This is a genomic window from Brochothrix campestris, assembly GCF_046058945.1.
Lineage (GTDB): Bacteria > Bacillota > Bacilli > Lactobacillales > Listeriaceae > Brochothrix > Brochothrix campestris.
On the sequence record NZ_CP175511.1, the window covers coordinates 2143482 to 2169194 of the forward strand.

General features: G+C 38.4%; 19 protein-coding genes. 1 reads left to right on the forward strand and 18 read right to left on the reverse strand.

Going from position 1 to position 25713, the window contains the following annotated elements; translation table 11 throughout:
- Nucleotides 1–79 precede the first annotated feature (79 nt).
- Nucleotides 80–736 (forward strand): Crp/Fnr family transcriptional regulator, encoded by a 657-nt coding sequence (locus ACJYYY_RS10635; RefSeq protein WP_408868925.1) that lies wholly within the window; start codon nucleotides 80–82, stop codon nucleotides 734–736.
- A gap of 66 nt (nucleotides 737–802) precedes the next feature.
- Here the strand turns inward: ACJYYY_RS10635 and ACJYYY_RS10640 are convergent, their stop codons facing one another.
- The 18 genes from ACJYYY_RS10640 to ACJYYY_RS10725 form a co-directional block, all read right to left on the reverse strand.
- Nucleotides 803–2017: a serine hydrolase domain-containing protein gene (locus tag ACJYYY_RS10640; RefSeq protein ID WP_408868926.1), complete on the reverse strand. Its 1215-nt coding sequence runs from the start codon at nucleotides 2015–2017 to the stop codon at nucleotides 803–805.
- A 310-nt stretch (nucleotides 2018–2327) separates the two neighbouring features.
- Nucleotides 2328–3077, reverse strand: coding sequence for a pyruvate formate-lyase-activating protein (pflA, locus tag ACJYYY_RS10645; protein ID WP_035314876.1), 750 nt, complete (start codon nucleotides 3075–3077; stop codon nucleotides 2328–2330).
- 41 nt (nucleotides 3078–3118) lie between these two features.
- On the reverse strand, nucleotides 3119–5383 hold the full coding sequence (gene pflB, locus ACJYYY_RS10650; protein ID WP_408869241.1) for a formate C-acetyltransferase: 2265 nt from the start codon (nucleotides 5381–5383) through the stop codon (nucleotides 3119–3121).
- 736 nt (nucleotides 5384–6119) lie between these two features.
- Complete coding sequence (locus tag ACJYYY_RS10655; RefSeq protein WP_408868927.1) at nucleotides 6120–6287, reverse strand: ribbon-helix-helix protein, CopG family; 168 nt, start codon at nucleotides 6285–6287, stop codon at nucleotides 6120–6122.
- 13 nt (nucleotides 6288–6300) lie between these two features.
- Nucleotides 6301–6795 (reverse strand): cupin domain-containing protein, encoded by a 495-nt coding sequence (locus tag ACJYYY_RS10660; protein ID WP_035315099.1) that lies wholly within the window; start codon nucleotides 6793–6795, stop codon nucleotides 6301–6303.
- Nucleotides 6796–6936: 141 nt separating this feature from the next.
- The gene (locus tag ACJYYY_RS10665) at nucleotides 6937–8334 is read right to left on the reverse strand and encodes a PTS transporter subunit EIIC (RefSeq protein ID WP_035315101.1); all 1398 of its coding nucleotides are present in this window, start codon (nucleotides 8332–8334) and stop codon (nucleotides 6937–6939) included.
- 18 nt (nucleotides 8335–8352) lie between these two features.
- A complete protein-coding gene (locus tag ACJYYY_RS10670) occupies nucleotides 8353–8871 on the reverse strand; it encodes a PTS transporter subunit EIIC (protein ID WP_035315103.1) in 519 nt (172 codons plus the stop codon).
- Nucleotides 8872–9074: 203 nt separating this feature from the next.
- Entirely contained in the window at nucleotides 9075–10988 is a 1914-nt protein-coding gene (locus ACJYYY_RS10675) for a glycosyltransferase (protein ID WP_408868928.1), read from the reverse strand.
- 254 nt (nucleotides 10989–11242) lie between these two features.
- Nucleotides 11243–13741: a glycoside hydrolase family 73 protein gene (locus ACJYYY_RS10680; RefSeq protein ID WP_051456999.1), complete on the reverse strand. Its 2499-nt coding sequence runs from the start codon at nucleotides 13739–13741 to the stop codon at nucleotides 11243–11245.
- A 565-nt stretch (nucleotides 13742–14306) separates the two neighbouring features.
- The gene (gene galU, locus ACJYYY_RS10685; protein WP_035315107.1) at nucleotides 14307–15179 is read right to left on the reverse strand and encodes a UTP--glucose-1-phosphate uridylyltransferase GalU; all 873 of its coding nucleotides are present in this window, start codon (nucleotides 15177–15179) and stop codon (nucleotides 14307–14309) included.
- Between the two features lie 26 nt (nucleotides 15180–15205).
- A complete protein-coding gene (locus ACJYYY_RS10690) occupies nucleotides 15206–17893 on the reverse strand; it encodes a CDP-glycerol glycerophosphotransferase family protein (RefSeq protein WP_408868929.1) in 2688 nt (895 codons plus the stop codon).
- A 9-nt stretch (nucleotides 17894–17902) separates the two neighbouring features.
- Complete coding sequence (locus ACJYYY_RS10695; protein ID WP_408868930.1) at nucleotides 17903–19054, reverse strand: CDP-glycerol glycerophosphotransferase family protein; 1152 nt, start codon at nucleotides 19052–19054, stop codon at nucleotides 17903–17905.
- Nucleotides 19055–19215: 161 nt separating this feature from the next.
- The gene (gene tagD / locus ACJYYY_RS10700) at nucleotides 19216–19602 is read right to left on the reverse strand and encodes a glycerol-3-phosphate cytidylyltransferase (RefSeq protein WP_035315108.1); all 387 of its coding nucleotides are present in this window, start codon (nucleotides 19600–19602) and stop codon (nucleotides 19216–19218) included.
- A gap of 3 nt (nucleotides 19603–19605) precedes the next feature.
- A complete protein-coding gene (locus ACJYYY_RS10705) occupies nucleotides 19606–20820 on the reverse strand; it encodes a CDP-glycerol glycerophosphotransferase family protein (protein ID WP_408868931.1) in 1215 nt (404 codons plus the stop codon).
- 15 nt (nucleotides 20821–20835) lie between these two features.
- Nucleotides 20836–21861 carry a ribitol-5-phosphate dehydrogenase gene (locus ACJYYY_RS10710; protein ID WP_035315111.1) on the reverse strand — a complete coding sequence of 342 codons (1026 nt, stop codon included), beginning with the start codon at nucleotides 21859–21861 and terminating at the stop codon, nucleotides 20836–20838.
- Nucleotides 21842–22567, reverse strand: coding sequence for a 2-C-methyl-D-erythritol 4-phosphate cytidylyltransferase (locus tag ACJYYY_RS10715; protein WP_035315113.1), 726 nt, complete (start codon nucleotides 22565–22567; stop codon nucleotides 21842–21844). Before ACJYYY_RS10715 ends, ACJYYY_RS10710 begins: the two co-directional genes overlap by 20 nt.
- A 30-nt stretch (nucleotides 22568–22597) precedes the next feature.
- The gene (locus ACJYYY_RS10720) at nucleotides 22598–24499 is read right to left on the reverse strand and encodes a CDP-glycerol glycerophosphotransferase family protein (RefSeq protein WP_051457003.1); all 1902 of its coding nucleotides are present in this window, start codon (nucleotides 24497–24499) and stop codon (nucleotides 22598–22600) included.
- A gap of 135 nt (nucleotides 24500–24634) precedes the next feature.
- A complete protein-coding gene (locus ACJYYY_RS10725; protein ID WP_408868932.1) occupies nucleotides 24635–25576 on the reverse strand; it encodes an alpha/beta hydrolase in 942 nt (313 codons plus the stop codon).
- Between the last annotated feature and the right edge of the window lie 137 nt (nucleotides 25577–25713).

The window sequence follows — 25713 nt, forward strand, 5'->3', positions numbered from 1 at the left end:
TAATTCGTCATTCTTTTTAACCTTCGCTCTTAAACTCACATGCTATACTTAACATGAGACTAATTGGGGAGGTTTTTTGATGCATCCACAAATTTTAACTGACTACATCACACGTAAACAACCACCACTGATCACTAAAAAAAAGAACAGCTACCTCGCCTATGATGGGGATGACATCCGCTATGTCGACATTTTGAAAACAGGGATTGTGAAAATCAGTACCATCTTAAAGGATGGTCGTGAATTTAATATTGCCTACAAAAACAGTTTTGAAATTATAACCTTAATGAACGATGAAGAAGATGCGATTACAAAAGCGCCTTACAACGTAAGAATTGAATCTGATACTGCCGCCTTTTATCGAATTGATCGTGTCTCATTTTGGGAAGATGCGATGTATCAGCAAGAGTTATTGCTCTATGTGAAAGAATTTTACCGTTCTTCGTTGGCTCATATGACGACTCGGTTACAGCATCGCGTCATGAACGGTAAAAAAGGGGCCTTATGTGCCCTCTTAATCGAACTGGCACATCAATTCGGCGAAGAGACTGATAGAGGCCTGCACATCAACCTTGCCATCACCAATGAAGATATTGCCGCCTTTTGTGGCATCAGCTCTGACACGAGCGTCAGCCGCATGCTACGCGACCTCCGTGAGCAAAAGGCCATTCACTCACATCATAACCACCTATATGTTACAAATCTTGCCTACTTACAGGAATTTGTGGCCTACTAATATAATAAAACCCACAAACAAAGCCTTACTAATACGAAGGGAGTTTGGGGGTTTTATTACTTATTATTATCGAAACGAATCACTCAAACTCTCAAACAAGCTTTTAGCCAATGGTGCATACGTAGGCTTGTCTTTTGAGTTGCTCATTAAAATAACACAGGTTTGAGCATCAGCAGACAGATACATCGTCGGTTCGTATTGCCCCCAAAATCCATGACCATAGAGAACACCGTTACCTTTATGGTAGACACCCCCTTTATAATCATAAGTATATGGCTGCGTTTTCATTTGCCACATCTGACTAAGCATCTCTTTTGAAATGAAACGACCAGAAATCAGTTCACTGTAAAAATGATACAAATCCAGTGTATCCATAGACATATTCCCAGTTCCTTTTTCCTTCAGCAGATTTGCGTATTTAACATCAACTGCCTTTGTTCTATCCGCTTTCGAATATCCGTGGCTTAACAGCGGATTCGAATCTCTACTAGTACTAAATTTTGTATGTGGAAACGAACTTTTAGCCAAGATATCTTCACTAACAACATCTTCATATGATTTTGACGTAACGCGTTCAATAATCATTGTTAAAAGTGTATAATTAACGCCTCCGTATTTCCATTTATCTGGTTTTCCGTATTCCAGGTGACTACATACATAGTCAAAATATGCGTCAGAATTAGCAAAGTCAACAGCTGTTTTTTCAAGAGATAAACCTGATGTCATGCTCAATAAATCATCAATTGTAATTTCAGATTTATGTTGAATTTCTTCATGAAAATACTTATCGATCGTATCATCTAACGCTATTTTTTTGTCTTCTACTAACTTCATAATAAGTGTCGCCGTAATAACTTTTTGTATTGAGGTAAGATAATACTCACTATCGATACGATTAAATTTACCCGTACTAAAATCACTGTAACCATAGCTAGACGCTAAGACAACACTGCCATTTTTTATCAGTAACGCACTGCCTGAAAAAAGAGACTGTTCTATTTGCTCATCGTAAGTTAGTGCAGCATCTTTCGTTGAACGATTAATCACCATCGAACTCCCCGCTTTATCGTTCAGTAAAAAAGGCTGAGTCGCCCCCTTCTTGTTCACTTCAGTTTTATTTTCAGCAGTATGTGTCGGTTTCTGTTCTTCTTTAAGCGTTTTTTGTTCAATTGTATTCTCTGTTTTAGCTGTCGGCTTACCTTCATTACAACTATAAAAAAAGAAGCCGGCAAACACCATTATTGTTACTAGCAGTATCGTCACTCCTAATAAAATTTTCATATTTCCCCTCACCTCATTGTCTATTGCGCTACTATACGTATCGTGAACCTTTGCTTAGAACACCTCTGCAACCATCTTGCGATTAGTTCTTTTTTACCAAAACTAATAGTAACACATAACTTAAAAACAGTCGTGAACAAGCCTGTTTTTTTGAGAAATAGTCATCTGTTCACTTTTTTATAGATATTTCTCGCCCTGTCATCCCTTTATTTTTCCACTGAAATTTTATCTAAACCATCATAAAAAGACCACAAACATCCGATTAACCATCGGAAATCTGCAGTCTTTTTTATGAGTAAACACTCTCTTTTTAATTATATTTAGCCGTCCCAAGCAATTCATTTGCCATCGCCACAACTGTTTCAGTCGGTGGTTGAATGCCTTTTAGTTGATAATCGAGACCCATTTCTTCCCATTTATACACACCCATTGTATGATACGGCAATATTTCAACCCGCTCGACATTCGGTAATGTTTCAATGAACGTATTGAGGTCGGTTAAATCTTGCGGGTCATCTGTTTTCGTCGGAATCAGCACATGTCTTATCCAAATCGGTTGCTGATGGTCGCGCAAGTAATGAGCAAAATCAAGTATTGGAGCGTTCGGACGGGTTGTCAGTTCGCGATGTTTCACCGGATTAATTTGCTTAATATCGAGCATAATTAAGTCTGTCACCGCGAGTAAACGATCCATTTTAGCGACGAATTTAGGTGAACGGCTAAAGCAACCACCACATGAATCAATCGTCGTATGGACACCTGCTTCCTTGCATAAGGTAAACAAGTCAATTAAAAAATCAAGATGAAGTAATGGTTCACCACCACTGACCGTAATACCACCACCAGATGCGTCCCAAAACGCTTTGTATTGAATCGCCTCATTAAACACATCTTGGGCCGTGCGCTCTGTCCCTGTGCCAATCTTCCACGTATCAGGATTGTGACAAAATTGACAGCGCAGTAAACACCCTTGCATAAAAACTATAAAGCGGATACCAGGCCCATCAACCGTTCCCATCGATTCCACAGAGTGCACACGTCCTACGGCAGCTCCTGTCATACTATCATCTCCTTTTTCAATAAACATGATGCGTGTTCAATTTACATTGTTTCATGCATTGTTCGTTTTATAACCTCAAGTTGTTGCTCTCGCGTTAATTTGACAAAGTTAACCGCATAGCCCGATACACGAATTGTTAATTGTGGATAATCTTCGGGATGATCCATCGCATCAATCAATGTGTCACGGTTAAACACGTTAATGTTTAAGTGATGTCCCATTTTCAAAGCATAACCATCAAGCATGCCGACAAGATTGCTCACCTGTGATTCTTCTGTACGACCAAGTGCTTTCGGAACGATTGAAAAGGTGTTTGAAATACCATCTTGTCCTTCACTGTACGGTAATTTAGCCACTGATGATAACGACGCTAATGCCCCTTTAGTATCGCGGCCATGCATTGGGTTAGCACCTGGTGCAAAGGCTTCGCCTGCGCGTCGACCATCTGGTGTGTTCCCTGTTTTTTTACCGTAAACGACATTTGAAGTAATCGTTAACACGGATGTTGTGTGTTTCGCATCACGGTATGTCGGTGTTTTCTTCACTTTCGTCATGAAGGTTTTAAGCAACCACACAGCAATGTCATCAGCACGGTCATCGTTGTTACCATATTTAGGGTAGTCGCCTTCGATAATGTAATCGACGACGATGCCATCTTCATCACGAACAGTAGATACTTTGGCATATTTAATCGCTGATAACGAATCGACTGCAACAGATAAACCAGCAATCCCAGTTGCCATTGTCCGTAAAACAGCTGTATCGTGCAACGCCATTTCAATGCGCTCGTATGAATATTTATCGTGCATGAAATGAATGACATTCAATGTGTTCAAGTATAATTCAGCGATCCAGTCCATCATCACATCGTATTTTTCGATAACTTCATCATAGTCCAAAACGTCAGACGTAATTGGACGATAAGCTGGTGATACTTGAGCTTTTGATTTTTCATCCACACCACCATTAATGGCATATAGTAACGTTTTTGCTAAGTTGGCACGTGCACCGAAAAACTGCATCTGTTTACCGATTCGCATCGCTGATACACAGCAAGCAATCCCGTAATCATCGCCCCAATCCGGACGCATCACATCATCGTTTTCATATTGAATGGCTGATGTTTTAATCGACATCATTGCACAGAAGTTTTTAAAACCTTGTGGTAAGCGGGTTGACCATAAAACCGTTAAGTTGGGTTCTGGTGCAGGCCCCAAGTTGTTTAAGCTGTGTAAAAAGCGGAAACTGTTTTTAGTCACTAAGTGACGACCATCTTCCCCAACACCACCGATTGATTCTGTTACCCAAGTTGGATCCCCTGAGAATAAATCGTTGTAATCCGGTGTACGTGCAAATTTGACGAGGCGTAGTTTCATAATGAAATGATCGACGATTTCTTGTACCTGTTCTTCCGATAAAGAACCATTTTTCAAATCACGTTCAATGTAAATATCTAAGAATGTCGATGTGCGACCAAGCGACATTGCCGCCCCGTTTTGTTCTTTAATCGCTGCTAGGTAACCAAGATATAACCATTGAAAAGCCTCTTGTGTATTGGCTGCCGGACGTGAAATATCAAAACCGTATGTTTGACCCAATTGTTTTAATTCTGCCAATGCTCTAATTTGTTCAGATAATTCTTCACGTTCCCTAATCACTTTTTCGGTCATCGTTGCATTATCTGAGGTCGCTAAATCAGCTTTTTTATTGGCAATTAAATGATCCACGCCATATAAGGCAACTCGACGATAATCACCGATAATACGGCCACGACCATACGCATCTGGTAAACCTGTAATAATCCCTGATTTACGCGCGGCTCTCATTGCTGGTGTATACGCATCAAATACCCCTTGATTATGTGTTTTGCGGTAATCTGTAAAAATATGTGAAACTTCTTCATCAATCTTAAATCCATACGATTCAGCTGCAAGTTCACTCATTCGAATACCACCGAACGGTTGCAAGCCCCGTTTAAATGGTTTCTCTGTTTGGAAACCCACAATCGTTTCTAACTCTTTGTTTAAGTAGCCTGGACCATGTGACGTAATACTTGAAACGACTTTTGTATCCATATCAAGGACACCACCAGCGAGACGTTCCGCTTCGTTTAATTTCATTACCTGTGCCCATAATTCCTCAGTTGCTGCAGTCGGACCCGCTAAAAAGGAATGGTCGCCTTCAAATCCCTGATAGTTTTTTTGGATGAATTCACGAACATCAACACCTTGTGCCCATTCACCCATTTTAAATCCTTGCCATTCGAGATGCGTTTCTTTGTTTTTTTGTTTACTTTCAACAGTCATCATCTAAAAAACCTCCCGTAGTATCGTAGTTTTCTTTGCTACCTTAAGTTTAAAAGAGTCACACTACTTCTACACTTACATTTGTTATTAACAAATGATAAGTTCGTTCAGCAGGAAGTGACTGTCTCTCCTCTTACCTCCTTACTGTTGTAAGGGTTTTCATATTTTCTCCCAACAAATTGAACATGTATCTATTTGTGACAACATTTCAACTAATATCTGTATCATTCCGATATGATTATCTGTACTATAATAGTTTGCTAATCCTTCTATGTTATTCGATTTATATTTTATCACTTACCTATAATACAGAAAAAGAGACATCTTATAGATGTCTCACAGACTGAAGATAAACGCTGTTCTAGGTCGTCAATGCCTCGCCTTCTCGGAGTCGAGTACCATCTGTACACTCACCTCAAAGGCTCGTGTTTCCTAGAACAAAAGAATTTAAAGCCGTTCTAAACGGCAGTGATTGGAGAAAATAACGTCTCGACTATTTCCCATCGATGCGTTATTTTTGAAATCACCCAAGTTTAGGATTTAAATACGAGAGGATATAACAACATTTCTATTCAGTCTTATCATCTCGTATACAAAGTCACTGTACTAGCATTACAAAGAAAACGAAGTCTGTTTAGACTTTGTCTACAATCTGAGAGACATCTTATAGATGTCTCTCAGATTGTAGCTAAAGTTGAATTCAAATTCGTTTCTCTTTAACACTAATTCAAACCCACTATTCAGGCTGATCTAAACACTTTTTTTCAGTCGCTTTAGCGGGTGTTTGTAAATAGGCTTCAACCGCCTCTCGCATAAGCGATGAGGCCGTCTTCTGTTCTTTTTTCGCACGTGCAGTTAAGGTCGCTATTTCTTCCTTCGATAATGTTATCGAAACGACTGGCATCTTAAAAACCTCCCTATTTTGGTATTTTTTCAAACGCTAATTGTTTAATAATCGATTCATGTGCTGGATACTCCGCCAATAATGCTTGCTGCGTGAATAACTTGAAATCGCGGTAATCAAAACCGGGTGAAACCATACAACTGACGAGGCTATAACTATCCGGCGTGTTGACACTTGATCCAAAGATACTGCCCGCTTTAACGACGTATTGTAACACTTCTCCATCATTGGTATTCGGACCGATTTTAGTAGTCGTGTATGTGCCATTGTGTAACTCATGTACCGTTAACGGCTCGCCGGCATGATAATACCACACTTCATCTGACTTAAGCTGATGAAAATGCGATGGATTATTTGCAGTCAATAAAAAATAAATACTCGTGTACAGTGGTCTTTCGGCACCGTTCACCTTAGTTATATAAGATGACGCCAGCTTTTCAACATAATAGCCACCTTCAGGATGTGGTTTTAAACCTAATTCTTTAACCCATTCTTGTTCTGTTTTCATTCATTCTCCCCCTCAATTAACTCACACCCATTTTATCGCAATTTTCACATAATTGCTTGTAATCTAATTTAATAATTACAACTTAAGTTGCAAAAAAAGACAGTTATACCCAATGGTATAACTGTCTGACTATACTCAATACTATGCTTTTTCAACACGCTCTTTTAGTTTATCAGCCACGAATTCAACATCGGTACCGACAATGACTTGGAAGGCTGTTTCGTTAATCTTAACCACACCTTTAGCACCCGCACGTTTCAAAGCATCTTGATCAACATTATTAGTGTCTTTTAGTTGCAAACGTAAACGAGTCGTACAGTTATCAATGACGCTAATATTTTCTGCGCCACCTAAGGCTGCTAAGTACTTATCACCAATCGCATCGTATTTATCGCCTGTAGTTGGCGTTAGCTCTGCTTCATCTGCTTGTGCATTTTCATCAATATCTTCACGACCTGGTGTTTTAATATCGAATTTCAAGATAGCGAAGTAGAAAATAGTAAAGTAGACAGCTGCGAACACAAGTCCGACTAAAATCAAGAGCAACGGTTTTGTTCCTAACCCATAGTTTAAGCCAAAATCAATCGCACCGGCTGAGAAGGTGAACCCCATTTTGATGCCAAGGAAGTTGACGATAAAACCAGAAATACCCGCAAGAACTGCATGTACCACATAAAGTGGAAACGCAATAAACATAAATGAGAATTCAAGTGGTTCGGTAATTCCTGTTAAAAAGGCTGTTAATGCGAGGGATAACATCATCCCAAAGGTTGCTTTACGACGATGTTTCTTAGCAGTTGCTACCATCGCCATTGCGGCTGCTGGTAAACCAAACATCATAATTGGGAAGAACCCTGTTTGGAATGCACCTGCACTCGGATCCTTAGCAAAGAAACGGTTAATGTCACCATTAACAACGACACCCGTAGCGGCATCTGTAAAGCTGCCATAACCAAACCAGAGATAAGAGTTTAACACATGATGTAATCCGGTTGGAATAAGGAGACGGTTAGCAAAGGTGAACACACCTGAACCGACTGCACCTGCACCAACAATAAAGCTGTTTAAATGGTCTAAACCGACTTGAACAGTTGGCCAAATCAACCCAAATACAATCACCAAAATCAAGGTTGCAATCGCATTTAAAAGCAAGGCCAGATGACGTCCGTTAAAGAAGGCACCTTTATCGAATTTATCATATACGCGGTTATAAATAAGTGGTGAACATAAACCTGCAACAAACCCAGCAAACACACCCATGTTAATGCTGTCGTTAATGCCGATAACACCAAAGTTTAAAATAAAGTACATGATAGCACCACTAAGCGCCGCAAGACCACTGTTATCTTTGGCTAAACCAATTGCAATCCCCATTGCAAACATTAAGGGTAAGTATGTAAAAATAGCATTTCCACCGGCATGCATAAATGGAATATTTAACACATCGGCTGCACCTAAACGGTTAAGTAAGCCGGCTGCTGGTAAAACAGCAATTGGAAGCATTAAGGCTTTCCCTACTTTTTGTAATTGAGCTAACATTGTTTAATTTCCTCCTTTTTATAAATGCGGCAACATAATATTGGCAATAAATGAGCCAATAAATAAAGCAACAACACTTGTGATGATAGGTACAAAGCGACGCCCACCGAAGAATGCTAACCATTCTGGCATCTTAATGTTATAAAACTTGTTGTACATAAGTCCACTCGCGATTCCCATGACGAACCCACAAATGATAAAGAAGATTTGTGTGCCAAAGATACCGCCAAAGACAGCGATTGGTTCAGTAACCATAAAGGCTACTTTTGCATCGATTAAAATCGAAAACGACGCCCCAAATACAAGATACCCCACAGCGCCAGCCAAAGCTGCGGCCCCACTATGATCGAAGCCAATTCCGACTGCAAACGCAATTGCTACAATCAATGGAAAAATCAATTGATAGGCATTAAAGATTCCTTCTAAACCTGATTGACCAGTTAAGCTTGCTGCCCAAAAAAACACTAATAAGACAAGTGCAATCGCTACATATGATAGCGAAACACCTAAACGTTTTACTAAACTTTCTTTTTTCATAATCGTTCCTCCTCAATAATAAAATGCTTTTTTATAATTTCATGAACAACTCGTGCACATTTTTCAATCATACCATGACTTTTAGACAGAGTCTATGCTATTGACAATCAATTTCTGCACCAGCGACGTCTGAAATTGGTCTATATCAATCAAAAAAAGAGTAACCGACTTAATGGCTACTCTCCTTTTCATAAAAAAGTGAATCAACGTATCTTAAAGCTTAGATTACCGTATTCAGTGAAATAAGCATGTCCTTTAAAACGCCACATAAATTTAGTCGGTATTAATCGACTCCGAACATTTCCAACACGATGACGTTGATAAAACTGTGAGGCATTTGCTGCAACAAATAAATCATAGGTTTCTCCTGCTTGCTTATTAGCAAAATCGAACGGAAATAGCAGTTCGATTTTGTCATCCTGTCGTTTCCTTACTTCAATCGGTACACTCGTATATTTAGCCGTTTCCTTATTAGACAGAGTAGAACGTAAATAAAAGGACGCTTCAAATAGTAATGCTTCTAACTGTACCGGCTGTTCGCTCGTTACTTCGACAGTACAGCTCAGTAAATAGCCTCGCCTCGTCCGTTTTACTTTTTCTAATTTAAAGGCAACATCTGTAATAGGGCTCAGCTGCATATCGGTCACCTGATTAAATAAAGTCACCCAGTTCATCACGAACATTTTTTCCGAAAAAGCGTTCATCTTCTCGAGTGCTTTGACTCTCATCTGTTCATATGTAGACTTATCTAGTTCCATCATTTCAACCATTCGCTTCGCTAAGTCCACTATATTACCATTTTGAACCAAATAGCCGTTACTGCCATTATCAATCATATCAGCAGGACCGTATTTAATATCGTACGCTATAACAGGTGTTCCCACAGCCAAACTTTCTTGAATAACCATGCCGAAACCTTCATATAATGATGTTAGAACTGAAAAATCAGCTGTTTGTAACACTTTTTTTGGCTCATTCGTATGGCCTTCAAGAAAAACGGCAGCCTCTAATTGTAAATCTTTAATTAACAGTTGCAGTTTTTTTCGTTCAGGACCGTCACCATATATATGTAATGTGGCTTTGGGTTCTCGTATGACGACTTCTTTAAATGCTGTAATAGCATCTTCTAAGCGTTTTTCTTGATGCAAGCGCGAAAGGATCACCACCGCAGATGTCCGTTCTTTTATTGGCAACGATTCCGACGTCAACTTAATTGAATGCGGAATCACAAAGTAATTCGACCTGTTACCAAAGCGATGTTGAACATCTTTTTTTTGCTGTTTCGTTAAAAAAACAACACCATCAATTTGATTAAGTGCACCCATAACAACACGATTACCTGCTCGTATAATATCTGTTTCTGGTCGAATATGAATACTATGAGTCATAAAAACTTTTTTGATGTATGACTGCTTCATATCCAATAACAGGCGATCCTGCGATCGTGTTTCACTGACAATAATCGTTGGTTCTGTTTTCACGATTTCTTCTAAAATAAAAGCTGTTTTAAAGGCTTCTATGCTTTCGAAATTCCGAATGTTATCATCTTCTTGAAACAAACGTAGTTTTTGAATCTTATCTTTTTCAAATAGACGTTCAATAATAGCTTTTCCATCCGGACGATAGATTATTTGACGATGCACCTTCGTACTGCCCTCTTGATAAAAGCTCCGCATGGCAATACACCCATCTGTATCATAGATCCATTTTTCGTATAACCGTTTTGAATCAGTGAAAAATTCATCTTGCAACACACGGTTATCTATTACACTTCGTTTAACGCGTAATTTATCATTCTCATAATATGTCAATTTTTTCCCACTAGGACGTCCATTCACCAGTGCGCTCGCATCAAAAATAGCTCGTTTAACCTGATGGTTATTGGAAAGTTTACGACAATAATGTTGATTCATATTTATTATTTTCACTCTGTTGTCGAGTTGATAACGTTCTCGGATATTTTCAATCACATCTGGATAGTTCGCATCAAAATTAAATGTCAGTATAAGTATTTCTTCATTCATCTCTTGTGACAATATCCGTGCCTTATTGAGTAATGATGCGGTTAGTCCACCATGTACAGTCTTAATTTCAGAGGTAATAAAAACTTTTTTCATACCATCTACTTCCTTTCAGATTTATTTTTATATCTTTCAAAAACACCCCATCCAGTTGCTTAATTATATCTAATAATTAATTGAAACTAGTTTCAAAATCAGCACTCATTTCGGCGTTTTATGATTTCATTCACCATTAAGGCCTTAAACATTCTCCTTTTCAAGAAACACTTCACTTAAGTTCTGACTTCATTGATGTATCAAAAAAAGCCTTCAATCCGAGGATTAAAGACTTTTCCATGCTATCTTTTTCTTTATTGTTTCTTCACATTGCTCTGGTGTGCAGATATAAAGCTACCATCGCTCAATTTCAATCTTGGCGTCCAATTTGCGGAATAAGTCACCGCTGTAACATTTAAGACAGCCCCTTTTTTATGCAGCTTGCCTCGGGTCCCTGTGTTAAATTCGGTTGTTTTATAGGCATAGTCATCTTTGACCATAATAATTTTTTTAGGATTCGTTGTGTAGTAGTTCGCAATGTTTGACATAGCTTTCACAACATTACTCGTATGGGCACTGACAAATGTTCCATCGTTCAGTTTTAAACGCGGTGTCCAATTTGCTGAATACACAATCCCTGTCACTTTTAAAACAGTGCCTTTTTTCTGTAGTTTTCCACGTGTATTTGTGTTAAACTCGGTTGTTTTATAGACATAATCATCTTTTTTCATGATGATGGTGCTCGGATTAGTCGTATAGTATTTACCGATAGTATCCATTGCCTTCACAACATTACTCGTATGGGCACTGATAAATGTACCATTGCTGAGCTTCAATCGTGGTGTCATATTTGCCGAATACACGATACCTGTCACTTTTAAAACAGTGCCTTTTTTCTGTAAGGCACCGCGAGTACTCGTGTTAAACTCGGTTGTTTTATAGGCATAATCATCTTTTTTCATGATGATTGTTCCTGGATTACTTGTATAATAATTATCAATATTAGACAGTGATTTCACGACATTACTTTGGTGAGCTGACACGTACAAGCCGTTTGTCAGCAGTAAACGTGGTATCCAATCTGATGAATACTCAATTGCTTTAACATTGAGCAAAGTCGACGCAGCATATTGTTTCACCTTCGTTTTAGCGTTGAATTCTGGACTCGAGTAAGCATAATCCGCTCGTTTCATATTGATTTTTTTAGGATTAGTCGTATAGTACTTGGCAATCGTATCCATTGCTTTCACGACATTACTTGTATGTGCGGATACATACGTTCCGTTGCTTAGTTGTAAGCGAGGTGTCCAATTTGCTGAGTAAACAATTGCTTTAACAGTTAAGACCTGTCCTTTTTTCTGTAAGGCACCTCTCGTACCTGTATTGAATTCTGTTGTTTTATAAACATAGTCATCCTTTTTCATGATGATTGTCTTAGGATTAGTCGTATAGTATTTCGAAATAGTTGCCATTGCTTTGACAACATTTGACTGATGGGCAGTTAAATACAAGCCATTTGTGAGTAAGAGTCGCGGTGTGCCATTAGCAGAATAAGAAATACTTTTGACATTGAGCACGGCACCTTTTTTATACAATTTATTTCTTGTTCCAGTGTTAAACTCTGTTGTATTGTAAGCATAGTCATCTTTTTTCATGATGATTTTACTCGGATTAGTGGTGTAATAATTAGCCACATTTGATACCAGTTGCTGGACATTGCTGCGATGCGCCGTAAAATAAGTGCCATCTGACAATTGTAGACGAGGCGTACCATTTTTAGATTTTTCAATCGCTGTCACCGTCAAAATGGTACCCGACGCGTAATTTTTAACCCGATTAGCTGTTGTAAATTCAACACCCTTATAAGAGTAATCCGCTTTTTTAGTGACGACTTTTTTAGGATTGCTTGTATAGTAGTTGGCTAAATTAACGGTATCTTCAAACGCCTCTTTATCCCAAGCGACTAAGTTATTATATTCAATCGTACTTTGTAATTTACCAGGGTAATCTGGATCTGTTGCATAGCCCGCTTCCCAAATAAGTTGCGTCGCTTTTTTATAATCTTTTTGACCTAGCACTTTAGCATAACGACTATTGTCGACTAAAAACTTGCCGTGATCTTCCATACTTTCTTTCCAAGAAGGGTACTTTCGGAACTCTGCATTAACAGTCACCCATTGTCCATTAATGTATTCAGCAGTTGGCCATAATTCGTATTGATTATTGTAGCGGCCTTTAATGCCGAATAAGTTATTGGCACTCGTTGATAAGCCTGATGAGCCCCAACCACTTTCTAGTACAGCCTGTGACCCGGTTAGTGACGGCAGTACCTTATATTTTTTCCAGCCCGAGATGGCACCAGCTTTAATTTTATTTAAAAAAGCTTGCGTATTCGTGACGGCCGTTGCCGACGTTGTACTCACGCTTCGCTTAGAGCGACTGTTCGTTTCAACCTCATAATAGCCTGGCCCCCGTGTCGGGTCCAATTCCATCTTGGGTAAATCGCGCATCACATCTGCCACCGCTTGAGCGAGTGCATCTTCTGATTCCTCAGTCATCCGTGTTTCAGCTTGCGTGCTATTTTCTGACTCTGTACGTTCTGTCTGACTTGTTGTGGGTGGTTTTTCTACTTCGGTTGACTCACTTGTGACCTGGTTTTCCGAAGTACTACTTTCAGTTTCATTTTGTGAAACACTTTGTTCGCTCTCTGACTGACTATCAGAATCAGTCATTGAACTATTCGCATATACTGGTGGCATGACGGTTAAAGACATTGTCGTTACCATCGCCAAGAGCATAATTTTTTGTCGCATCCACTTCACCTCAACTTAATTTATTATCATACCGACCATTATACCATCGCCAATTATTCTTTTTCGTTCATCTTTTTCACTAGGATAGACTTTTTTGACCAATCCCCCACACCTCTTACCTATCATACAATAGATACGACGCCTTTAGCTATTTTTAATCGTTTTGTAATAAAGATGTAATACGCTAGAACTAGTCTTTTGTCAAACAAAGTGAAAAAAGAAGCCGCTGAGGCGGCTTCTTTCAGATTGTAGACAAATTCTAAACAGTATTCATTTTCTTTAAAATGCTATTACAGTGACTTTTCCTACGAGATGATAAGACTGAATAGAAACGTTGTTATATCCTCTAGTATTTAAATCCTAAACTTGGGTGATTTCAAAAATAACGCATCGACGGGAAATAGTCGAGACGTTATTTTCTCCAATCACTGCAGTTTAGAACGGCTTTAAATTCTTTTGTTCTAGGAAACACGAGTCTTTGAGGCTTTTTTTATTTCTCTGTCAGCATTATTCGACTCATACTCACTTGTGTTAATAACATTAACTCCGTATTCACATAATGAACCTAATCTAACTCTAATGCGAGTTCTTTAATCAATGCTTTAACTTGGTGTTTAATTTCAGGATGATCCAGTGCAAAACGTAAAGTTGTGTCAACAAAACCGAATTTATCACCGACATCATAACGTGTGCCTTCAAACTCAAACGCTAACACCTGTTGTGTTTTGTTCAAACGATCGATTGCATCCGTCAATTGAATTTCATCACCCGCACCAGCTTCTTGTGTTTCAAGCAACTCAAAAATTGCCGGTGTTAATAAATAACGCCCTAAAATCGCTAATTGACTAGGAGCATCTTCCACCCGCGGTTTTTCAACAAAACCTTTAACACTGTAAAGATGTTCCGCAATTTCAGTGATTGGATTAATGATACCATAGCGTTGCGTATCTTCCTTTGGAACGGTTTGAACTCCAATAATTGAACGCTGTGTTTTATCATACTGTGTGATTAATTGTTTCACACACGGCTCCTCTGATTTAACAATATCGTCACCTAGCAACACAACAAACGGTTCATTCCCCACAAACCCTTTCGCTTGTAAAATCGCATCACCTAAGCCACGTGGACTTTTTTGACGAATAAAATGGATATTAATTTTAGACGTTTCTTGCACCATCGCTAACATTTCCAACTTGTTTTTATCTAACAAGTTTTGTTCTAACTCAGGTGCCGTGTCGAAATGATCTTCAATTGATCGTTTCCCTTTACCGGTCACAATTAAAATTTCTTCAATGCCAGAAGCAACTGCTTCTTCAACAATATATTGAATCGTTGGTTTATCAATGATTGGTAACATTTCTTTAGCGGTTGCCTTCGTTGCAGGTAAGAAGCGCGTACCTAAACCTGCCGCTGGAATAACTGCTTTTTTTACTTTCATGATGAATTCCCTCCTTATTGTCGGTCTTAACTTTTAAAAATAGCCGTAAATTCTTCACGTGATTGTGCTTTTGGTGCTTCAAAATCAAACGCATTCAAGTCGATACTAGCCCCTAAATAATCAGTTATGCCTTGAGTAATTCCCATTTCCGTATTTTCAACAATTAGTGCTTCATTATTTTGCAATAAGGTAATTGTCTCTGTCAAATTCACCGTTATGACATCAGTCCCCACTGCTAATGCTTCATAAACAACCAAACCGAGACCTTCATAATGAGACGATAACACAAAGGCATCAATCGCTTTTAATAAGACATAAGGGTTTCTCATCCCACCAAGTATTATTATGTTCTCTCGGGCACTGCTTTGTCGAACTTTTTCGATTGTTTCTTTTTTCAATACGCCATGCGGACACACCAATACAAGTGCAATTTGATTGTTCTGCTCATAATTTCGTTCAAAGGCTTCTATCAAGCGGTCGTGGCCTTTTTGATAATCATAACGGCCGATATTCATAAAGACTGTTATCTGCTCATCCGCAATAAATTCAAGCAATCGCAGTTTTGAAATACGCAACTGATCGACGATGAACTTATTCGGGTAGTGCAAATCGGGCTGCTCCTCTTTTAATGCTTTAAGCAGTTTGTTCTCAGGGTTTAAAATGGTCGGAAACGTCTCTGCTAAGGTCTTTTCAAGGCCTGTTAATGCCTGTTCTACGTGTGTGAAAATTGTTTGCTCATTAGCGGTTAACGCTGCTTGCCCATTGAGCAGTAACTGACCGTTCTGTACATTGGTATGTGTTCCGACTAAATCATTTAATAACACTGCCTTCCGGTAGTTATCCGTTGCCATACGCTCCTCATTAAAAGAGTAATCGACTGGTACATCGACCAAACTTGCTATCAAACTCTCAGCAGCAAAGCGACGTACGCGTTCTTCACCTAAAAAATTATTAACCACGATAACTTTGTCGGCAATACCTGCTATTTTCTCAACAAGTTCTTCCCTTAAATTTTCATGGACTAAAACAACTTTTGAGGCCGACTGATATGCGCCAAAAACGACTTTCTTACTAAAATTTTGTTTGGCCTCATATTCTTGAAACATATCCGTATGCACGTACATAACCGTCTTATGGTTCATGTGACGTACCATTTCAGCATACTTTCGTTCAAAACCAGTGTAATGAATGAACCAGTCCACTTTAAGAGTACCAAAGACACGCTGATACTCCGCTTGATATATTTTCGCTAATATTTTATTGATAAATGGAAATTTAAACCATTCTTTCCACATATATTGTGAATTGATGAGACGTTGTATTAACGTACCATTCATCGAACCCGGAACAGGATAAAATTGTACATTTTCAGGAAGGTTTTTCAGCTTATAAAAATGTTCTTTTTTCACTTTGTTTTTTCCAAAGAAGCAAATGTAATTACGTTCGCTCGTGTCAATATTTTCCAATGTATTTAACAACGCTGATGTAATCCCATTATCCCAAAAACCACCTGATAAAATAACGACTGTTTCTTTTCCGTTATGTACCTTCGAACTGATTATCTTAGGACTGGTCTTATTCATCAGTATATAGTTCATTAAATCATGGCTACCATGTTGGTAGTCAAACTGACAAAAACGTTGAGACATTGCTTCGTAATTACCGATTGTTGCTTGCTTACTGAGTCGAGCCATCACGCCCTCAATCGTTGCTGTCTGATAGAAAGGATAGCTCGCCACATCTTCATATAAGCCACGAGTCAGTTGATAGTCTAACAAGTCATGCGTATACAGTATGATGTCTTTCTTTGTGTTTATAAAATCATACATAATCGACGAATAATCTGTAATTAGTACATCTACGATGGCAATGAAAGCATATAATTCGACGTCAGTAGGTAACAATCTTATTTGTGGAAATTCTGAAATGTCGATGTCACTTTGGAACGGGTGTAATTTGACATAGAACATAGTATTTTCTTCTAAATGAGCTGCAATGTAAGCTAAGTCCGCGGCTACTTTTTGATTATCATTATTGACGTTACCGACATCACCTCGCCACGTTGGCATATAGAAAATGATTTTTTTCGTTTTCAACTTAAGCTTCGTGCGTAATTCAGTCTGATGCATCTGATCAAATAAAATAGCATTTCGAGGCGAGGGTGCAATCACAAATTCACCGCTGTAAACATTTTTTAGATGGTAGGTTTCGACTAATATATCCTTAGTATATTCATTGCTCACAACAATTTGATCAGCCATGTAAAAATTTCGTTGGACATTTGCGACATCAGTTACAACCGCCATATCTTTCCCCATGTGTTTTAAGGGTGTGCCATGCCAGACAATCACATATTTTTGACCTTCCTTTTTATTGAAGAACGGGAAAAACGATGTGTCATTCACTAACAATTCAACGGTTGTTAATAATCGATGGTACTCCGCTGACAGATGTTCCACGACAATCACGCGTGTAAAACCATTGTTTTTCAGAAAGGATCGATCAGCTACGACATTTTGTGATGCCACATACACTTTATATTCAGGGTGATTTTTTTCGATATCTTTCATCATATAAAAGATATGTCCATGAATACTACGGCCATGTGTCGATTCAAACAAGACCGTCTTTTTCTCTATTTTTTTTGAAAAATACCACTTTGCATAATTATATTTCACTTTGTTTTTTCTGTATTTTTGCAGTAGTTTAGTCATTGCACTCTCCTATAACTCATCATTTTTAGTAAAAACACTCGCAACCACTCGTGCGGTCGCTAACCCATCTTCTAAGTAACAAAAACGGTCATAAAACGCTGTTGACGGCTCTTTTTCCAAGCGAATCGCCCGAATGAGATCAGCCGTTGTTTGCACCATTATGCCTGGTAAAGCAGCACTAATTTCAGGATAGATTCCACGTATTTCATTTTGATAGGCATCCCAATCCGGTGTAAAAAAGATAATGGGGCGTTTTAAAATAGCATAATCAAAAAAGACGGATGAATAATCGGTGATTAGGATATCACTAATTAAGAAATACTCATTTATATCGATTGTTTGAGGTACCTTAATCGCAAACTGATCGTACTCAGCTGGAATGGTTAAGTGATCGGCAATCAAATAATGCCATTTAATTAAGACAATGTAATCTTTTCCTAGCTCAGCATGCATTGTCTTTAAATCAAATTCTAAAAAGGCTTTATATTTTCCTCTACGATAGCTTTGATTATCCTTCCATGTTGGTGCATATAAAATAATTTTCTTATTACAAGGTAATTTCAAACGTTCTTTAATCGCCTTGACTTCCGCTACTTTATAATTTGACAAACGATCATTACGCGGATAACCAGTAGTTATAATACGATTTGAATCAACTTGAAAAGCTCGTTCAAACACATTGGCCGCGTAGTCATTTTGCGCCAGTAATACATCCCATTTTTTTGTATCACGTGTGAAATTCACTCGATAATTCGCAGTTGTTGTACCTGGCATCGTCACTTCTTCAATATCCGTTCCTAATTTTTTGAGAGGGGTTCCGTGCCATGTTTGTAAATACGTTGTCTGGCTGTTTTTAACAAGCCAATCCGGTTGACGCGTATTATTCACCCAGTAACGTGCCCTCGCCATTAGCATTATCCATTTAAATGAACCACGACGAACAAATTCGCAACCAGAAGCAACGAATACCGGTTCAAATGAAGCTTTCACTGACCAAATTAAACGGTAGTGTTGGTAAGCTTTAGCATTTTTCATGTAGTCATAAAGTGCTTTAGGACTATCACTCAGTTGTTTTCCAAAGAAACTTTCAAAGATAATAACATCCTTTGCCGACAAACGTGCCATTATTTTCATAATAAAACACGCGATTTTTTTTTTCATTAAACGTCCTCCTCGACACCATAACAAGCCTCTAAACTAATGTTATATTACCATATCTCTCATCTAATTTAATATTATAAGCTGCTTTTTTGTATAGACAAATTGACTATATTAAAAAAGGAGGATAGTGAGGAATAATTAATCCTCACTATTCCCCTTTTTTATACTTGCAAGTCTTTTTTTATCATCGAAGTCGAAATACCTTCTGTTCGATCGAGATAAATCACTTCACATTGTTCCACTAAGAAGTCAAACTTCCCTTTCCAATCATCACCCATTACAAAGACATCAATGTCATGTTTTTTAATGTCCGTCTTCTTTTGCTCCCAATTATCTTCTGGAATGACCTCGTCGACATATTTAATCGCTTCGAGTATGTATTTACGGTGACTGTAATTATGATAAGCCTCCTTATGCTTCAGTAAATTGAACTCATCTGTTGATATCGCGACAGTCAGATGATCGCCTAAACTTTTCGCACGTTCTAATAAGCGGATATGTCCCCAATGTAATAAATCAAATGTCCCATATGTGATTATTTTTTTCATCGTTCATTCTCCTTTTAGTAGGTTATCCTCAGTTTTTTGTCTCAGTAAATAATCAATTGTATTGACGCTTGCTTTGCCAGGGGTCTCAGCAAACCATTTCTCTTTAAAAGAAACCACATGTGAAGCTACTTCTACATCACATTTGCTTAACCATTCACAAAGAGCTGCCTCTGTTTGTAAAATTTCGCCTGGCAGTTTTTCTAAAATATCATCATAAAAGCCGCGCTCACTTTGATAGCGTTCAATGTCCGGCATAAAAAAAGCCATTGGCTTAGCCAGGAGACTGTAATCGAATAAAATCGATGAATAATCCGTAATTAAGGCATCACTAGCCACGAGCAATTCACTTGTTGTCATATGCGAGCGATTGAGCTGCAGACGCTTACGATATTCTTGAGGAACCTGCCATTGTTTTTGATTGTAGGGATGTAATTGTACGATTAAAATGAGATTGTTTTGTTCCAATGACGCATATAATGCCGCTATATTTTTAAATGGCAACGTAAATCGTTCACGTTTTCTATTTATTTCCCTAAATGTCGGAGCATAAACCACTCTTTTTGTTGCTTCATTTATTTTTTTGAAAAAACGATCACATTTTGCGATGCTCGTTGCTTTGAATTCAGGGTTTAATAATACATCAGTTTTTGGCGTCCCCAATGCTAACACATTCTCAGGTGGCATTTGAAAAGCTTCTGCGAACGCCGGGATGGCTGCTGGTGAACTCACGATTGCTTTATCATAATTAGAATGAGTTGAAATGAGCGCCTGTTCGTATTGTTGCAATGTTGTTGTCGGTATTTGTTTGAGACTGTGCCCGAATTTTTTCAATGCACCAGCTGCATGCCACACTTGAATAACTTCGACTCCCTGTCTTTTTTCAACTAAATACACAGGCAAACAGTAGTCATCGATAACAATGTAACGAGCGGTTGCAAGCTGATAGAGCATTTTCATAAAGAAAATTGGTGTTTTAATTAATTGCGTTAAGTTCGTTGCAATTTTACCATTATATTCAACGATACGTAGTGTTATGGTTCGACGCTGCAGTTCTTCTATTAGCGGTGTTAGATTCTCACTAGCACCCGTACTCCGCGTCGAGATAAAGACTGCTTTTTGTTTTAGAGGGAATAATGTCAGTACTTTATATAGCAGACCAACACACCCTCTAATTATCTGTTTTACACAAATTTTACTTATCGTTAATAATTTTCCCATCATAAACACCCTTGTCTATATTTGCCATTCCATCACTGTTTTACCCCAATACTGATTGAGGTCTTTTTCAAATGCCTGGATAATGTCCTCTGTTTTGCGGACTTTAATAACCTGACCAATTAAACGTTGCAATTCGTCGGCACCATCCGGGTGTTCGACAAAAAAGGCAACGACATTTTCAAAATCTTCCCGTTCAGAGCGGGTACTCCCTTGGAGCGTCAAACCTTTTTCGAGTACCATCCGTGTGTTGAGCGGTACTAAATCTTCCGATACACCTAGTAAACTGATGTAACCGAGCGGGTTAATATAATCAATTATCTGATTCACCGCATCGCCGCTATTATTACCTCCGACACATTCAAAGGCGTGATCAAAGCTAAAATCAGCAGGTAAATCATTGCTCGTGTATGCTTCATCGGCAAACGAAAAATAATCTAACTTCTGTTGTGTCCGACCGACAATAATAATGTTGGCGTCGGGATATTTTTTCTTCAAGATTAACGTCGCGATATAACCAAGCGACCCATTACCCCAAACAGCAATACGATTACGACGGGCATGCGCCGTTTTCTCAAACCGCGAGATGCCATGCATCGCAACGCTAATTAATTCTGAAAACGAAGCCATTCGCAAATCAATCTCATCGGGTAATACGACTAACCGGTCACGATTGATTGCAATGTAATCCTGCGTGAAACCATCGCTCGCACTTGAACGGAATTTTGAACTTGGCAAATAGTTTGCACCGATTAATTCGTCTTTTTCATACGGTGTATTTGGCACCATGATAACAGCTTGGCCCCGCTTCAACGCACCGGTTGGATCGTAAGACACCTCACCCACACTTTCATGTGTTAAGGCCATCGGTAACTTTTTCTTGAGAATTTCTTCGCCCCGTGTCCCGGTATAATACCGTTGGTCAGCCTTACAAATACTAATAAATTTCGGACGAACAATCACCTTATCCGTATTCAATGAAATATCTTCGTAACTGACCTCAATTCGGCGGGGCGCCACTAATTTATAGACTTGGTTGATCATCTTTGTCACCTTCAATCATATGGTTGGCCACGTTAAAGTCATACGGATTTGTGACTTTAATGTTAGACACTTCACCTTCGACTAGTTTCACTTTTTCGCCTGATAAAATAAACACTTTACAACCATCACTTAAAATCGCCTTAGCATCTTCAGACAAGTCATCAAATAAACGGACAAGTTTTGCGACATTGAAACTTTGTGGCGTTTGACCTTGATACATATGATCACGGTTAGGAATACTTTGGATGAATTCGCCATCCTCAGAAGCAACAATCGTATCAATCGCGCCGATCACCGTGTCTACGGCGTCATATTTCAAAACACTGTCGATGTTGTCTTCAATAATACGATGCGTAATAAAAGGCCGCACCGAATCATGTGTAATGATAACATCTTCAGCTGTCAACAAGCCTTCTGCTTGTAAATAACGCGGACCCGCTAACAATGATTCACTCCGGTCAGTACCACCCGACAAAATCATTAAGCGCTCATCTGTAAGTCCGTATGTTTTTAACAAATTTTTAGCATGTACAAGCCATTCTGGATGAACCACGATAAAGATTTTATCAAAGCGATTATTTAATACGAATTTTTCAATGGTATGAATAATTATCGGTTTATTTCCTAATTTCAAAAATTGTTTAGGCATATTGACGTTACCCATTCGCGAACCAATTCCACCTGCTAATATCTCTGCATAAATCATCTATAACACTCCTCTATTGAATTCTTTCACCTATTTAACGCGACCCCAAATAATTTCTTCTTCGACTACTTCTTCTGCTGTTTCAAAAGCATCGTTAACGATTAAATCAACGAATCGCTCACTGGCCTTACCATCGAGATCATCGAAGTAATAATTTTTAAATATTTCTAGTCGTTGATGATTGATTTTATTTTGTTGTAATTTTTCAATTAAAGTTGGTGTGTTTGACGCAAACGAACCAGGGATAAAATCAAAATAATCATAATAAAAATCGCGATCACTCATATATTCGCCTAAATCTGGACTAAAGAACACCATCGGTTTATCAAGCAGAGCATATTCGAAGCATACTGATGAATAATCGGTAATCAGTTGGTCACTGATGAGCAACAAATCATTGATTTCACGGTAGGCTGATACATCGTAATAGAACTCGTTATATTCGTACGGAATTTCTGGTTTATTTTGCACGAATGGATGGATTTTTAGTAAGAAAACATACTCGTCTTTTAACGCTTCATAAATTTGTTTGAAATCAATCATTCCAAATGGATAATGAGCTGATTGTTGCCCATTCCCTCTGAACGTTGGCGCAAACAAAATAACTTTTTTACCGTTTATAAATGGTAATTCTTCTTTTAATCGCTCGATAACCGCGGCCTTTTTAGCTTCATCGAAAAACAAATCAGTTCTCGGTGCGCCAATTGGCATTACAGTCTCAGGTGCAATCCCAAATCCCTCGGCATATTTATCGACAATATTGGTTGAACTAACTAACACACGTGTGTAATTCCGATGATTGAGTGAGGTTATTTTCGGCCCACCAGGCATGCCTACGCGGCTGTAACCAAATGTTTTAAAGGCGCCAACGGCATGCCAAACTTGAATTAGCTCACTGTCTTTACGAATTTTTAATGGATAGATTAACGGATAAAAATCATCAACCAATACATATTTACTCGTTGCAATTGCTTGCGCTAACGTTCGTAGCTCTTTTAAACTTTTTGGCTGTTTAATCGATCCTTTTAAATAAAACGAAATTTTATGATCGGTGCCGCGTTTTTTTAGTTCTTCATATATATATTCAAAGTTACCAGTAATATCGGTCCGGCTATCTGATAAGAAGGCTACTTTTTTAGCACTGACAGGTAAGGTGCAATAAAATTTATAAAACAGTTTGAAATACTTCCGTTTTAAGGCACGCATTAAACGTCCCTCAGTCACTTCGCCGCCTTCAAGTTGGTCAAGCGGATTGACATCCGATAATTTTTTCGAAACCACTTTGATTTCTTCACTCAAGCCATTATATGACACGGTTAATTTGAATTTTTTGTTACTGCGCGCCGAATAACTTTGCATCGTTGTTGAATGCACATAGTTCCCTTTGATTTCTGCTAATTTACCTAATGAAACAGTTTGTTTACGCCACTCGCCCTTAATATATTGCGACACTTCTATCTTCATTGTGTAATCGCCAATCGCTAATGGACTGCCTTCACTGATTTTTTGAAAATCAACTTCCCCTTCGTAACCACCTAATGGAAAACGGGCATCAGCTGTTGCAAGCTTGCTATTTCGCAAGGGGATTTCAATCGGTTCAACTTCTTCTGAACGCGAACTTAAAATGAGTTTTTTGCTAATTTTATATTTATCTGACTCTGGAAAACCAGGGAAATAAGCCGTCCCTTGGATAACTAAAAAAGAACCGTTAAAGTACATTTTTCCCATATAACGATGGACAAGTAATTCACTCTTATCTTCAAACTGATTCAACAGCTGTTTTATTTCGCCGTCTTTTTTTCCTAGTAACATACTCATCATACTGGTTACGACAAATTCTTTTTTATTTCCAATGGATTCAAGTTCCACTTGCTCAATTTCTGCTTCGGTCTCATCGAACCTTTGTTTTTCAGTTTTTTTATTTTCCGTCATGATCCCCTTAACCTTCCCTATCTATGTTTTTAGCCCGATTTTTCGGCGCTTTTTTTAGATTTACTCATGCATATGATACCATATTTCTACGGTAAACACACCGAAAAAAGGGTTGGATCCAACTACCATCCGTTGCTATTTAGTAACATACTGTTGAACAAAAGAAAGTGTTTTGGTTGCAAATAGCTTTTTATCCACTGGAAAAGCTTCCACATGATTGGCCCCTTTAGCAATATAAATTGCTTTAGGACCCTTCGTTGCCTCATATAACTCGTATGCAAATGCTGTTGGGACGAAGCTGTCTTTATCACCATGAATAACGAGCAAAGGTATTTCATTTGTTTTTAGCGCTTCTTTTGGATCTGCTTGTCCAAAGAAATAACCTGCTCTCAGTTTGGTTATACCGCTGGTGATTTGTAACAGTGGAAAACTTGGCAAGTGATAAAGTTCTTTCATTTGATGGCTTAATTCAGCTACTGCTGATGTGTAGCCACAGTCTTCGACGATGGCCTTAACGTTTTTCGGTAGATTTTCAGATGTCGCTAACATTACTGTTGCTCCTCCCATACTATGCCCATGTAGTACGATTTGCGAGGCTGAACCATTCATTTGTATCGTCTTATCAACCCAGCGCTTAAAGTCGTTTTTTTCTAAATAACCAAACCCTACATACTTACCTTCGCTTTTTCCATGGGCACGCATATCAGGTACGAGCACGTTATAGCCCTGCTCATGGTACATTTTAGCAATACCTGCCATATCTAAACGTGACCCCATATAACCATGAGCAATAATGACTGTCGTATTGTTCTTTTTTTCTGCTGCTATATATGACGCACTTAATTTCAAATCATCTTTAGATGTAATTGTCCAATCCGCCTTCACAGCTTCCTTTTCAAACCATTGTTTTTCAGTATATAACTTATCCTTTGATATGTCTGTTTCCTCAGCTGCCAAAAAAGCTTTATCGCCTGGTACGACTGCTACATTAAAGAAATAATTACCCGCGACCAACAATCCTCCACTCACTAATAAAACGATTACGATTAACATAACAACCACTCTTTTCTTTGTCATAACTGCCTCTTTTCTTTGTCTGTTCTTAATTTTCATTTGCTGTTTGTATCCTCTTTATATTATAGATGAAATATCTTAAAAAAAAGAATCATTTTGAACAATTGTTGTGTAAATTATGAATAAAATAAAAAAACTTC

Coding starts and splice junctions, on each gene's coding strand:
- ACJYYY_RS10725 (WP_408868932.1), bottom strand. CDS start 25,576: ATGACAAAGAAAAGAGTGGTTGTTATGTTAATCGTAATCGTTTTATTA.
- ACJYYY_RS10675 (WP_408868928.1), bottom strand. CDS start 10,988: ATGAAAAAAGTTTTTATTACCTCTGAAATTAAGACTGTACATGGTGGA.
- ACJYYY_RS10690 (WP_408868929.1), bottom strand. CDS start 17,893: ATGACTAAACTACTGCAAAAATACAGAAAAAACAAAGTGAAATATAAT.
- ACJYYY_RS10670 (WP_035315103.1), bottom strand. CDS start 8,871: ATGAAAAAAGAAAGTTTAGTAAAACGTTTAGGTGTTTCGCTATCATAT.
- ACJYYY_RS10715 (WP_035315113.1), bottom strand. CDS start 22,567: ATGATTTATGCAGAGATATTAGCAGGTGGAATTGGTTCGCGAATGGGT.
- pflA (WP_035314876.1), bottom strand. CDS start 3,077: ATGACAGGAGCTGCCGTAGGACGTGTGCACTCTGTGGAATCGATGGGA.
- tagD (WP_035315108.1), bottom strand. CDS start 19,602: ATGAAAAAAATAATCACATATGGGACATTTGATTTATTACATTGGGGA.
- galU (WP_035315107.1), bottom strand. CDS start 15,179: ATGAAAGTAAAAAAAGCAGTTATTCCAGCGGCAGGTTTAGGTACGCGC.
- ACJYYY_RS10660 (WP_035315099.1), bottom strand. CDS start 6,795: ATGAAAACAGAACAAGAATGGGTTAAAGAATTAGGTTTAAAACCACAT.
- ACJYYY_RS10720 (WP_051457003.1), bottom strand. CDS start 24,499: ATGACGGAAAATAAAAAAACTGAAAAACAAAGGTTCGATGAGACCGAA.
- ACJYYY_RS10655 (WP_408868927.1), bottom strand. CDS start 6,287: ATGCCAGTCGTTTCGATAACATTATCGAAGGAAGAAATAGCGACCTTA.
- ACJYYY_RS10705 (WP_408868931.1), bottom strand. CDS start 20,820: ATGGGAAAATTATTAACGATAAGTAAAATTTGTGTAAAACAGATAATT.
- ACJYYY_RS10710 (WP_035315111.1), bottom strand. CDS start 21,861: ATGATCAACCAAGTCTATAAATTAGTGGCGCCCCGCCGAATTGAGGTC.
- pflB (WP_408869241.1), bottom strand. CDS start 5,383: ATGACTGTTGAAAGTAAACAAAAAAACAAAGAAACGCATCTCGAATGG.
- ACJYYY_RS10640 (WP_408868926.1), bottom strand. CDS start 2,017: ATGAAAATTTTATTAGGAGTGACGATACTGCTAGTAACAATAATGGTG.
- ACJYYY_RS10695 (WP_408868930.1), bottom strand. CDS start 19,054: ATGAAAAAAAAAATCGCGTGTTTTATTATGAAAATAATGGCACGTTTG.
- ACJYYY_RS10680 (WP_051456999.1), bottom strand. CDS start 13,741: ATGCGACAAAAAATTATGCTCTTGGCGATGGTAACGACAATGTCTTTA.
- ACJYYY_RS10665 (WP_035315101.1), bottom strand. CDS start 8,334: ATGTTAGCTCAATTACAAAAAGTAGGGAAAGCCTTAATGCTTCCAATT.
- ACJYYY_RS10635 (WP_408868925.1), top strand. CDS start 80: ATGCATCCACAAATTTTAACTGACTACATCACACGTAAACAACCACCA.